Annotated in this window: 9 protein-coding genes; 7 read left to right on the forward strand and 2 right to left on the reverse strand. The window is 46.5% G+C overall.

All coding sequences use genetic code 11. From position 1 onward, the window contains the following. Nucleotides 1-18 precede the first annotated feature (18 nt). The 7 genes from IEW06_RS11155 (at nt 19) to IEW06_RS11185 (ending at nt 10,829) form a co-directional block, all read left to right on the forward strand. The gene (locus IEW06_RS11155) at nt 19-1,341 is read left to right on the forward strand and encodes an O-antigen ligase family protein (protein ID WP_187732597.1); all 1,323 of its coding nucleotides are present in this window, start codon (nt 19-21) and stop codon (nt 1,339-1,341) included. A 3-nt stretch (nt 1,342-1,344) separates the two neighbouring features. Beyond that, complete coding sequence (locus tag IEW06_RS11160; RefSeq protein ID WP_187732598.1) at nt 1,345-2,298, forward strand: glycosyltransferase family 2 protein; 954 nt, start codon at nt 1,345-1,347, stop codon at nt 2,296-2,298. A gap of 162 nt (nt 2,299-2,460) precedes the next feature. Continuing rightward, nucleotides 2,461-3,633: a glycosyltransferase gene (locus IEW06_RS11165; protein ID WP_188548294.1), complete on the forward strand. Its 1,173-nt coding sequence runs from the start codon at nt 2,461-2,463 to the stop codon at nt 3,631-3,633. Nucleotides 3,634-3,672: 39 nt separating this feature from the next. Beyond that, entirely contained in the window at nt 3,673-4,509 is an 837-nt protein-coding gene (locus IEW06_RS11170; protein ID WP_187732600.1) for a glycosyltransferase family 2 protein, read from the forward strand. Nucleotides 4,510-5,542: 1,033 nt separating this feature from the next. Continuing rightward, nucleotides 5,543-8,314 (forward strand): Ig-like domain-containing protein, encoded by a 2,772-nt coding sequence (locus IEW06_RS11175; protein ID WP_187732601.1) that lies wholly within the window; start codon nt 5,543-5,545, stop codon nt 8,312-8,314. Between the two features lie 382 nt (nt 8,315-8,696). Continuing rightward, nucleotides 8,697-9,809 carry a GDP-mannose 4,6-dehydratase gene (locus tag IEW06_RS11180; RefSeq protein WP_187732602.1) on the forward strand — a complete coding sequence of 371 codons (1,113 nt, stop codon included), beginning with the start codon at nt 8,697-8,699 and terminating at the stop codon, nt 9,807-9,809. Between the two features lie 57 nt (nt 9,810-9,866). After that, nucleotides 9,867-10,829, forward strand: a complete 963-nt coding sequence (locus IEW06_RS11185; protein WP_187732603.1) for a GDP-L-fucose synthase family protein — start codon at nt 9,867-9,869, stop codon at nt 10,827-10,829. Nucleotides 10,830-10,916: 87 nt separating this feature from the next. Here the strand turns inward: IEW06_RS11185 and IEW06_RS11190 are convergent, their stop codons facing one another. Both IEW06_RS11190 and IEW06_RS11195 read right to left on the reverse strand, forming a co-directional pair. Further along, the gene (locus tag IEW06_RS11190) at nt 10,917-12,017 is read right to left on the reverse strand and encodes a glycosyltransferase (RefSeq protein WP_187732604.1); all 1,101 of its coding nucleotides are present in this window, start codon (nt 12,015-12,017) and stop codon (nt 10,917-10,919) included. Nucleotides 12,018-12,104: 87 nt separating this feature from the next. After that, the gene (locus IEW06_RS11195) at nt 12,105-13,469 is read right to left on the reverse strand and encodes a glutamate-1-semialdehyde 2,1-aminomutase (protein ID WP_187732605.1); all 1,365 of its coding nucleotides are present in this window, start codon (nt 13,467-13,469) and stop codon (nt 12,105-12,107) included. Nucleotide 13,470: the final 1 nt, after the last annotated feature.

Genomic DNA, 13,470 nt, shown 5'->3' on the forward strand with positions numbered 1-13,470 from the left:
CTGATTACAGCTACCACTATGAAGCTACGTTATCGACTTTTATACGCTATTCCACTGTTGGCTATATTAATATTAGACGTTATTTTCTCAACTCTGATTACTGGGCGCATAGAGGTGGATGAGTTTGGAACTTCGGCTCCATCGCCACTTGATGGGTATCCTGCTTTAGTTATTGCCGGTTGCGTGCCTCTAAGTATTCTTTTGTATAAGTACCTGACCGGGATAGCTCGCTACGTATTCTGGTGTGCCCTAGCAGGTGTAGCCTTTCTGATGGCCGAATCGTACTTACGTTATGGTGTACCAGCGGTATATCCGCATGTGTTTCAGAAAATATTGGTGCTGTTTACCTTACCTGCTATGTATGGGGTATACAGAATAATTGGACGTATTACACTAGCAGATCTGATAAAAATGATCTGGGTAGCTCTAATTCTTAATGTGAGCCTTTTCAATCCTGAGGCTCTCAGTATGGGAGCTTTTGTCAATCACGAGCGAGGATTGGTGGCGTCGTCTGTTTATCTATTGGTTTTACCCTTGCTCTACCACTTTAATACATACCTGCAAACGCGCAAACTATTACAACTAGTACTGTTTTTTGTGGTTGCAACTGCCATCCTATTTTTTCAGCACCGAACCGTCTGGGTTGTATCCGTTCTTACTTTAACTATTAATGTTGCTCTGTTAATTCGTGCAGCTAGGCATCGTCTAAGTTTCAAGGCTTTATTACCTCTAATAGGCATTCCTATCATATTCTTACTCTTAACGCTGACTACGTTGGCAGTATCAAATCCTAAGGTACTAGCCAAGATATCCTCGAATATAGCTGACATTGAAAATTACGATAAGCAAGGTACAGGAGGATGGCGAGCCGCACAGGCAAAGTCTTACTGGCCTTTTATTGTTGATAATCCAATAGCCGGAATGCGGTTTAAAGGATTCGAGCTACCTATTCAATTCTATGATCCTGACCAACCAACCCTGGTAGTATTCCCTGATGGCCATGGTCACTTTTTACATAGTTTCTACATCGATGCTCTGTTCTATCTCGGGATAATAGGATTAATACTTTTATCCATGCCTCAGTTATACGCGCTTTTACAACTGCTAAAAGGCCCTGGCATGGACCCTGAAACCCTAACATGGAGCCTTTTCTTAGGGACTAGTTTGGTATATGGCTATTCGTACAGTCTACCTCCATACTTTTATGGCTTAGCTGGTTTCGCCTTTAATCGCATAATGACCTTAGCTGAACTTGCCTCTAATACTACATCTGAAAATCAGATTTCTACCTCTGTCAGTAGTCCTTCTCAGAGTACCCCAGCCGTTCCCCTATCAGCTTAATTCATGCTCGTCAACGCTTCAACTGGTTCTACCGATGCGACGAACGGTTCAATACCTCGTACGGCAGTTTTGTTTTTGGTCTTCAACCGCCCGGATGTAACGGAGCGTGTGCTGGCTGCCATTCGTGCTGCACGTCCACCCCGTTTATATATTGCCGCTGACGGTGCCCGGGCGGATCGGCCAAGCGAGGCGATTGCCTGTGATACGGTGCGTCGTCTGATAGAAACAGGCGTAGATTGGCCTTGTACAGTAAAAACACTTTTTCGGGATCAGAATCTTGGGTGCCGTCGAGCAGTGAGTACTGCCATTGATTGGTTTTTTCAACACGAGGAAGCAGGTATCATTTTAGAGGATGATTGCTTACCCCACCCCTCCTTCTTTTCTTACTGCGAAGAATTGCTTGACCACTACCGTGATGATACACGAGTAATGCACATAAATGGCAGCAACATCATGCGGGGTTGGGTCAAGGACCCTGATTACTCTTATTATTTCTCTCGCCATTCTGCTATTTGGGGATGGGCTAGTTGGCGTCGGGCGTGGCAGCACTATAATGTTGCTACCCCCTTGCTGCCCGAAATTCATAGCAAAAACTATTTATGGCGGCATTTCTTTAATCCCTTAGAAGCGCGCATGTTGTTACGTCCATTATGGGCGACACACACAGGTAAGCTTGATACTTGGGATTACCAATGGTCTTTTGCGCTACTTATTCAATCAGGCCTAAGTATCATGCCTGCCGTAAACCTAATTAGTAATATTGGCTTTGGAGAGGACGCCACTCATACAGTAAATACTTCCCACCCATTAGCTAATCTACCAACTGAGCAAATCCCTTTGCCCTTGCGGCATCCTAGCTTTGTAATTCGTGACACCGTTTCAGACTATCGGGAGCTACGTAGTACACTTCGCAATAAGATATTGGCTCGCTTGCGTTCCGTTACTACTTTATTATAAGCATGACGATGTTGTATATAACTATAATGCAACTGTTACTACAAAGTAAAATAATTACTATTGATTAGAGGAAGGAGATAGCTAATATGGTGTGTCCATCAGATTACGATATTTTTTGTTTAAAGCTCCTTATTGTTTTGAGCATTTAGCCTACTGCATAACATGCTCCCCCCTACTCTCCCTGCACCGAAAATACTCCATATTTTACATTCTCTATGCTTTAGTGGTGCTGAAGTGATGCTTCGGCTGGCAGCTCCCACTATACAAGCTCAGGGTTTTGAACAGCATATGCTGGCCGACGGCGCCGTAGTAGGTGACTATGCTCCTACTTTGCGAGATGCAGGGTTCATAGTACATCACCGACCTTATAACAATTGGTCAATAGTGCATTTATGGCGCTTATACTGCTTTTTAAGGCAACACCAGTTTTCGGTAGTCCATAATCATACTGAACAAAATTTTTTTTGGTATCTCCTAGTAGCACGATTAGCACGTGTCCCTCGCCTTGTGTCTACTATACACAATAACTTTGTCTTCCGTGGTCAAGTACGCTGGCGTCGTAGCACTTACCGCTGGATAGCACGACGCTTATTCGGAGCTACTTTCACCGCTATCGGCCCTTCAGTAGCTCAAGTTGAAGCCCACACTTATTATAATCCTACTGTTCTGGTACCTAATTGGCTAGACGAGCAGCGTTTCATACCTGCCCATAACGCAGCAGAACGAGCAGAAGCGCGTCAGCATTTCGCTATTCCCACGGATGCCGTAGTTATAATATCAGTAGGTGGCTGCTCTGCTATTAAGAATCATAAAGTCGTTTTAGAGGCATTGAAAGCCTTACGACCAAGGGTAGCCCAACAGTTGATTTATCTACATGTAGGCGAAGGAATTACCCACGCAGCGGAGCAGCAGCAAGCACACCAGCTAGGAGTAAGCGATGCTGTAAAGTTCGTGGGCCAAACGCATAACGTGCGTCAAGCTCTATTAGCTGCTGATATTTATGCAATGCCCTCCTTGTTTGAGGGACTAAGCATCTCGCTCCTTGAAGCATTAAGTTGTGGCATACCCGCCGTGGTATTTGATGTATATGGGCAGCGCGACTTGGTAATTGAAGGTCAAACAGGCCGCTGTGTTCCTACGACTACTGAAGCATTCACAGATGCTTTGCAGGAATTGATTGAGCAACCTATCCTTCGCCAACGTTATGGCAAAGCTGGCCGTGCATTTGTTCAGCAGCACTATTCTATGCACGACTCTCTTTCTAAACTGTTACGTCTTTATGGATCTTCAGTTAAAAAAGATGCTTTACTAATTCAGTCAACTATACAGAATTAGTTGGCTTGATAAGCCTGTCTTCCCTCGTTTGCTTCTACTATGCTTCACATTGTTATTCCCGTTTTCAATCGCCTCTCGTTCACTTTAGCGTGCCTAGACTCACTACGTAAGCAGACTGATCAAGATTTTAAGGTAGTGATAGTAGACGATGGTTCTACAGACGGTACTGCGGCCGCATTAAATGACAAGTACCCTGAAGTGAAAGTGCTTACCGGCACCGGATCTTTATTTTGGACTGCTGGTGTAAATCTAGGCTTGCGTTATGCCTTGGATCAAGGAGCCACTTGGCTGATGACGATGAATAATGATGTTGTCGTCTATCCTGATTTTGTAGCCAACATGATGAAGGCGGCAAATAGCCGCCCACCTGCGCTTTATGGAGCGTATGAGTTAGATGCTGTAACACAAGAGCCTATCTATAGCGGAGGCTGGCTGAACTGGCGCACTGGCAGCTTTCGGCGCCTACTAGATGACGTGGCTCCGGATCAGCGTCGGGGGCAGTGGCCTAGTCAAAACTTACCTGGACGCGGCTTACTAATTCCGCGTGTCGTATTTGATCGGATTGGTTTGTTTGCGGCTGATATTCTTCCGCATTACTATGCTGATTATGATTTTACGCACCAAGCTCGTCTAGCTGGCTTTGAGGTTTACTTAAACTTTGACGCTCGTTTGGGTACGTATCCTGAAGAAAGCGGTGACCAGCATAATCGTAAGCGAAAGAGCTTGAGAAATTATTATAACCACTTATTCAGTATCAGAGGCGGGGCCAACTTGCGCGACTTTACTCAGTTTGCCCGGCGTAACTGCCCACCGCTTTATCTTCCGCTTTTCTTGGCTAACGGATATATGCGCAGAATTCTCGGATACTGGCTCTAACGCAGGGTTTTAAACCTGATAAGCAGGAAAAAAAGCCCCCACAGGCTACACTGTATTACAAAATACAGTGTAGCCTGTGGGGGCTTTTTTTCCTGCTTATCAGTCTATTTTCAAATTCTTGGCACTTAACATCTAAAATACCATACAGTCATCAGCTAATAATTATATTAATAAATACAGATACTACATATTTAGCCATGCAAAACTCAATACACACTATTATTGGAATGTTCATAAAAAAATAATTTTGTACTTATTATATATGATCGGTAAATAAACCGGATCTCAACATAAAATTTTAATATTTCCAAGTATGTAGATGCAATTCTCTTAATTAATCACCAAAAATGTTCAAAAAATATCGGCCTTATTATTGCAAAACAGGGTTTCTATCATTTATATTTATAAAATGGTTGTTCATAACTGACTGAATAAATATAAATGACAGCATTTACCTCTTTCTACTACTATAAGAATATTTACTATGTATACCTACTTATGATAAGCATGGTACAATTCTATAAATCTTGCAAAGGGGCATTTCAATTAGATTTTGTATAACATTCGGTGAGGCTCAATCCTCTCTAACTTACATTTTGAACGAAACATCTGGAGATAAATTAAACTCAAACTAATGAAGCGATTCTACTCTAAAGCTTTCATCAATTGGCTGTCCTCTGCATTCGTACTGCTATTGATGCTAAGTCCGGGTTCCTTACCAACCTGGGCACAATCCACTGAGGTTATTTATAGTGGCCCGATCTCCATTACCAGAGGCGGAACATACAGTGGAAACTGGCGGAGCCTAGACTCTAGGACACCTGCTATCTCTATCGAGACGTCGGAGCCAGTGATTATTGAGAACTCAAATATTCAAAGCGCGGGCATCCTGATAAGAGCACACCATCAGAACAACGATGTTACTATTCGTAATACACGTGGTCTTGGTCTAAAGCCTTCTATGGACAATGTGCGGCAAGGGCGCTTTTTTGATGCAAGCAATTTCAAAAATGCCCACTTAGAGCACAACTATATGGAGCAAACCTCTGGTATCTACTTAGCTAGTTACGTAGGGGACCGGAGCAGTAAGCAAACTATTAAAGTACTCTATAATCAAGCACGTAATATTGATGGCCGGTACCGCAACGGTGGTAAAGAGTTTGTGCAGTTTGTACAATTTAATGGCTTACAAGGCCTACGCGGAGTTGAGATTGCTTGGAACGAAATCATTAATACTCCTAACGAAAGTAGCGTTGAGGATAATATCAACTTTTATAAGTCGAATGGTACTGCCGATAGCCCTTTCTTAGTACACGACAACTATATTAAGGGAGCCTATCCTATACCTGCCACTGCAAACAGCTATTCAGGTGGAGGAATCATGCTCGGTGATGGAGATCCAACGTCCCTAGCTGAATCTAGTGGCTTTGTCAAATGCTACAATAACCAAGTGGTAGGAGTATGTAATTATGGTATTGCTGTCGCAAACGGCCATGATATTGAGATCTACAACAACCGTGTAGTATCTAGCGGTTATATTGGAGATCAATATTTATACTCCTCTAATGTAGGCATTTACACTTGGAATAGTACGACCAGTATTGATACTGATGCTTACTTCTTCAATATCTCAGCACACGACAATCAGGTTGGCTATGTAAAAAAAGGTCATTGGGAGGATAGAAATGATTTGTGGTTCCGCAACATTCACTACAGTAAGAATAATACCGCACTACCTAACCCTGTTACTCTTCAGACTGAACAAGCAGAGTGGACTTCTTGGCTAGAGAAGATTAAGAGCCAGAATATAACGCCTGGGCTAATTGTAAAAGCCCCTACGCCCGCACCGAATGTGGCCCCGAGCATAGCGCTGATGGCGCCCACCAATAACCTGGCCTTGCCGCTGGGCCAGACCCAGCTGCTGACGGCCACGGCCACGGATAGCGATGGCTCGGTGCAGAAGGTGGAGTTCTTTCAGGGCAGCGCCAAGCTCGGGGAAGTAACCGCCGCCCCGTATCAGCTCAACTGGACTGCCGCCACGGCCGGCACGGTCGCCTTCACGGCCCGCGCCACCGACAATGCCGGGGCTACCACCACAAGCGCCACGGTCACCGTCACCGTCAATCCTGCCCCGGAACCAGCCCCCACCCCGGCGCCCATTTTTGCACCTGCGCCCACGGCTCCAGCCAATGCTGCTTTTTATCGGGGAATTAATATTAATGGTAACTCCCTCACACTTGATGGCAATAAGTGGGAAGCCAGCAGCAGCGCAGCTAATGTAAATATTGAAGGAGAGTACTTCTCAAACCAGAACGTTACGCTCAATCCATCAACTGATGCGGAACGCACTCAGATGATTCGCTCATCAATCGGAAGCCGGAATGCAGGTATTGAGTTTTCGAATGTTTCTAACGGTAACTATTTCGTATACTTATACATATGGGAAGATAATTTCTCCATACGTTTCAACGTCAGTGTACAAGGCCAATTAGTTCAGAGTGATGTTGTGAGTGGGTTAGCTGGTAGCTGGACTCGCTTAGGACCATATGCGGCGGCAGTTACCAATGGTCAGTTGAGCATTAATGCTACAGGTACTGACAACGCAAATATCTCAGGGGTAGAACTATGGAAATCTACTCTTGCGCCAGCCCCCGCTCCAGCTCCTACGCCCGCACCGAATGTGGCCCCGAGCATAGCGCTGATGGCGCCCACCAATAACCTGGCCTTGCCGCTGGGCCAGACCCAGCTGCTGACGGCCACGGCCACGGATAGCGATGGCTCGGTGCAGAAGGTGGAGTTCTTTCAGGGCAGCGCCAAGCTCGGGGAAGTAACCGCCGCCCCGTATCAGCTCAACTGGACTGCCGCCACGGCCGGCACGGTCGCCTTCACGGCCCGCGCCACCGACAATGCCGGGGCTACCACCACAAGCGCCACGGTCACCGTCACCGTCAATCCTGCCCCGGCGCCTACGCCAGAACCTACTCCTACTCCGGCACCTACTCCTACCCCGGCACCTGCCCCAACGCCGACACCAACACCCGCTCCTGCCATAGCGCAGCTATATCGGGCGATAAATATCAATGGTGGGGCAATTACACTGGACGGTAATAAATGGGAAGCCAGTACTGGAGCAACTAATCTGCAGATCAGCGGCACTTTATTCTCTAACCAAAATGTCAAGCTGCGGTCGAACCCTGATGCTACTCGTGCGCAGATGATTCGCTCATCAGTGGGGGGCAAAAACGTAAAAGTGCAACTGGCTAATGTGCCTAACGGAGTCTATAACATATATGTGTATGTATGGGAAGACAACAAACCAGAGCGTTTCAGCTTAGCACTCAACAATAAGACTGTCTTAACTAATTATAATAGTGGTACAGCTGGCAATTGGGATAAAATAGGTCCTTTAGCGGTTACGGTTTCTGATGGATTTATTCGACTAGCGAGTTCTGGTGGCGATGCCAACATCTCCGGTATCGAGGTTTGGACCACTCCCGGCAGTACACCAGTTCCGAGCAGCACACCAACTACTCTAGCTACTACGAACTCGGTTTCTACCCAATCATTTCCTAATCCTTTTGAAGATGTAGTAACTATTCAAACCCAGCTGAAAACGGCTGAAACGATGAATGTTGCGCTCTTTAATCAAGTTGGTCGCCTAATTGAGAAACGGAGCATTAACTTCAGTGCGGGCGTTGCTCAAAGCAGTATCGACATGAGTTCTCTAAATCTGCCTACCGGCCGATACTACTTGATGTTCATGTCAGGAAGTTTGTCAGGCAAAACAATCAAATTGACCAAGTGACTTTCTTTCCTCATCAAACAGAAAAGCCTGACCTAAATGGTCGGGCTTTTCTGTTTGATACCTACCATGTGTGGACGGCAAATGAGATTACGGTTATGATTCGAATAGGCTTAGCAGGCAGAACTATATAACTGAATTTTTATCCGAATGTACAAGCCCGTTATATGCATTTTGACGAGTTAAATTCATAAAATCATTTTCTGAAGCTCTTGTAACCATGCAGCATAAATCGCTAAGGCATATCTGTTTAACTGTCCATAAATGGATTTACAACGCAATAAATTAATTTAATTTTTACATTAATTTATTGCACTTTAAAATTTTGCAAGTACATTTATTGATAATTGATTACAACAGGACTATATAGTTTCCTCATCTGTACATGAAAAGGGCTTTAATAACCGGTATCAAGGGTCAGGATGGCTTCTCCCTAGCCGAGTTACTATTAGAGAAAGGCTATGAAGTGCACGGAATCAAAAGACATGCTTCCCTGTTCAGTTACGAGCGAGCAGATGTGTCGTACCAGGCTGGTTGTCTGAACAATGTCAGTTTCAACTTACATTATGCTGACCTGACTGATGCCGCTACGCTCACGCGACTTATGCAAGAGATTCAGCCAGATGAAATCTATAATCTCGGGGCTGTTTCCTATATGAGCGCCCCATTCGAGACACCGGAGTATACTGTGGAAGTTAATAACCTTTGTACGCTACGAATTTTGGAAGCTGTCTGCGCAACCAATTTAGTTAACAGCGTACGCATCTATCAAGCGGCGGCTCCACAAACAAGCAATGCATTACAGCGGCAAGCTGAATCGAAACCCAAATCTCAGCATACTTCTTTCCCTTACATCACCACCAAGCTTTCATGTAGCCAGCTGATTGCTAAATATCGGGCGGCTAATGGGCTATACGCTTGCAATGGCTCCTTATTCAATTATGAGATTCCGCGTCGTGGCGAAACGACACTGATTCACAAAATTATTCAGGGATCTGTTCGTATTGCCTTAGGGTTGCAGGGCACGTTGTATCTCGATTCGCTTGAAGCGCGTCATGATTGGGGTTACTCTCAGGATTATGCAGAAGCTATCTGGCGCGTGTTGCAGCAGGAAACACCCGAAGATTATGTTATCGCTACTGCTGTTATGACTACCGTGCGTGAATTTGTACGCCTGACTTTTGCCGAATTAGGAGTTGACCTCGTGTTTCAGGGCGATGATGCTGGGGAGGTTGGCTACGTAGCAACCTGTCATAACCACGACTTTGCTTTAATGCCTGGCCAGACTGTTGTTGCAATAGATTCAGCCTATTATCGTGCCCACACCGTAGAACCATCATTGGCAGAAGCCAGCAAGTCTCGGCGGCAATTAGGATGGAAACCTCGCCACAATCTCCACTTGTTGGTGCAAGAGATGGTTCAGCATGACTTACGTCTCTTCAGTCGACAGACTTCCTTGATTAAATCTAGTCAGCAAGCGCTGCTTCAACCCAATTAATACACTGCCTCTTCTACCCAACCTCACCATTCTTTTCTTTCGCTTTACGTTTTTCCGATGGAGTTATCTGCCAAAATATATATTGCCGGTCACCGCGGCATGGTTGGCTCGGCCATTGAACGCCGCCTGCGAGCTGCGAACTACCAAAATTTGGTGACGCGTACTTCTCAAGAGCTGGACCTGCGCGACCAAGCAGCAGTTGCAGATTTTTTTGCCAATGAACGTCCAGAGTACGTTTTTTTGGCTGCCGCTCACGTGGGGGGCATTTATGCGAATAGCACCTATCCCTCCGATTTTCTTTATGATAATCTGATGATTCAGGCTAACGTGTTGCAGCAGAGCTATGTGCATCACGTTCAGAAGCTACTGTTTTTAGGTTCATCGTGCATCTATCCACGCCTGGCATCGCAGCCATTGCGTGAAGAATACCTGCTTTCCGGTCCTTTGGAGCAAACGAACGAGCCATATGCCATAGCCAAAATTGCCGGTGTGAAGCAGTGCCAGGCATATCGTCGGCAGCACGGCTGTTCGTTTATCTCGGCTATTCCCACGAATATTTACGGCCCTCACGACAACTACCACGCACAAAACTCGCACGTGTTACCCGCGTTGCTGCGCAAGTTTCACGAAGCCCGCATAAACGAGTCGCCTACGGTCGAAGTATGGGGAACTGGTACGCCCCGCCGCGAATTTCTGCACGTGGATGACTTAGCTGACGCCTGTCTTCACCTTATGCTACGCTACGATGGCTCGGAACCCATTAACGTAGGTACCGGCGAAGACATCTCCATTGCCGACTTAGCTCGCTTAATTCAGCGTATCACCGGTTACCGTGGAAAGCTTCGCTTCAACGCCTTAATGCCCGACGGAACACCCCGCAAAATACTGGATGTCAGCAAGCTAGCTGGCATGGGATGGCGCGCTTCAACCCCGCTCGACAAAGGCTTGGCTGCTGTTTATGCTTTGGCAGAGTGGGAGTCGGAACATCAATCGATGGGCGAATCGGTATCTACAAATTAGCCGTATCCATTCGCAAAAAAGCCCCCCAGAAATTATCTGGGGGGCTTTTTTAATATGGTATGATTAATTAACCTTTTTGACTATATGCTATATGGCTGATAATAAACTGTTTACGCTTTCTAAGTATTTCTTTTTGGAGTAACGGTCTAATAGGCGCAATCTTGACTCATCAATCGAAGCATGACTCAAACTGAGTACTTCTTTTAGAGCTTGAGAAAAAGAATCAAAATTATTTAGTTCATATTGACCTGCCCTCACATCATGTGACAAGATCTCGGCCACGGCTGTATTGGCAACATAACAGACTGGAGTATTCAAGAAATAAGCCTCAATAGCAGGAAGCCCAAATCCTTCCATTTCAGATGGAAAAATTAGAGCGCGTGCCTTCCGAATAGTATCTACAAACTCAGCGTTGCTCAATCTGGATTTCAGCGTCACTCCTTTCATTGCATGGGCCATTTGTGTGACACCTGACGTAAAGTTTCCAACCATATACAAAGGCGGGACTTCCGACTCTACCGTTTGTAGTTGCTGCCAAAGCTGCAGAAATTGCAGTGTACATTTATGTGGCTGATCGGAGGCTAAATGCAATACATAATCACCTTTATCAGTCTGACTTGCAGGGGATAAATCTTCAAAATCTGAAGCCTCATAAGTCACATGGATTTCTGGAACTGCAATACTATATCGGTCAGCAAAGCTGAGAATCTGCTGCTTTGCATTCTGCGATACAGTAAGAATATGATCGCTCCGACGAATACTGGCTTTCATAAGTCCTAGCCAATAGGCTAAATCTAGGCGAGAGCGGGTTTCCGGGTAATGATCTGCATAGTGCTGCAGTAGGGTATCATGCATAATGCTGACCACTACTCCTTTGGGCTTACTCACATATGATATATAGCCCTTTGGATAAAGCCATATATCTGGCTTTAATCCGCTCAGAAAAAGCGGATGCAAATTATCAGTCAGGATTCGGGAAGCTTTTCCTCCATCAGTACGCCAAGGCAGAGCGTGCCGGTTTACATCCTGGTGCTCAAATTGAAAGGATGATTCGGATACAATCTGTGAAAGAGAATAAGCTGGCATTCCTACCAGACTTCCCATCAAGGTTTTAGTTATCGTTGTAATCCCAAGGCTGCGGTCACGATGCGGATTTTGGTCCGCTAAGTAAAATGCGATTTTTTTCATTTAAAACCTTAAGAGCTACGGCAGAACACAGTTTATTGCCTACTCTGCCGCAGTTAAATATTGACCTACAAGAATTTGTAAGCTCGCTTAATTGCGTGCACGATACACCGATTGCACTGGGCGACCCACCAAGTACTTATCAATTCCTTCATCCAGAGCCCGACGGTAAACCCCCAAGGCCTCATGCACGCGCTCAACAGTGGTGTCTACTACGGCTGGTGTATGGGAATAGCTGATTACAAAGGATGGCAGCAGCAATCCACGACGCAGCGTTTCTTGCAGGAAAAGGGTACGAAAAGCCTGCGAGGGCTGCCCTTGCGCATCGCGAGAACCATAAAAAAGGCAGCAGCTTTGCCCAAAAATAGGCACGTTCTCCTCTAAGCTATGATCGCGAACGGCGGCTAGTAAGCCCTGCCGCAACCGCTCGCCCTGCTCATTGAGATGCGCTATTACGGGCTCCTGCCGGTATATCTGCATTACCGCCCGAGCAGCCGCAAACGAATGCGATTCGGCACCATACGTTGTGGAAAGCAGGAACACCCGGTCCCGGTCTTTCTGACGCAAGCCACCTAATTCCATCAGCTCACGCCGGCCAGTGAGAGCTGCAATCGAGAAGCCATTGCCGAGCGCTTTGCCGAAAGCGCTCAAATCGGGTCGTACACCGTGCACTCCCTGTCCGCCGCTTATATGGGAGCGAAAACCTGCTACTATCTCGTCGAAGATCAGCACTACTCCGTGTTGGGTACAGAGCTCTCGAACGGCTTGCAGATAGCCCGGAAGTGGTGGCATATCGCGCTCCACTTCCATGATGGCCGCCGCAATCTTATTAGGATGGGCCGCAAATAAGGCCTCTAAAGAAGCAATATCATTGTAGCGGAAGTGCAGTGACTGTTCGCGTACGGCTTGTGGAATACCCGCGCTAATGGCTGTAGTGCCAATAAACCAGTCATCGACTGAGAAGAATGGATGATCAGCACACACGGCTATCAGGTCGCGGCCCGTGTAGGCGCGAGCCAGCTTGACGGCGGCGCTAGTAGCGTCAGAGCCATTTTTGGTAAACTTAACCATGTCGCCGGCCTGCGTCAGGTCCAGAAATTCCTCGGCGGTTGCAAGCTCCAGGGTAGCGGGTCGGCCAAAGTTTACCCCCCGCGTCATCTCGGCCTGCGCCGCAAGCACTACCGGCGCATATGCATGCCCTAGCGTGACGGAGCGCAGACCCATTCCATATTCAATAAACTCATTGCCATCTACATCCCACACCCGACAGCCCTCACCCCGCTCGATGTACGGCGCCATATGCTCCGGAAATTGATCATCTCCTTTTGCATACGTATGGCTGCCACCAGGAATTACGGCGTGAAAGCGCTCCTGTAGGGCTTTTGATGCGGCGAAGCTCGGCTCGGCGTGGCTACGGCTCACAGGCGTGACGACAGGGTTGGAAGATGAGTTCATA

Origin of the sequence: Hymenobacter qilianensis (genome assembly GCF_014638675.1) — a bacterium.
GTDB lineage: Bacteria > Bacteroidota > Bacteroidia > Cytophagales > Hymenobacteraceae > Hymenobacter > Hymenobacter qilianensis.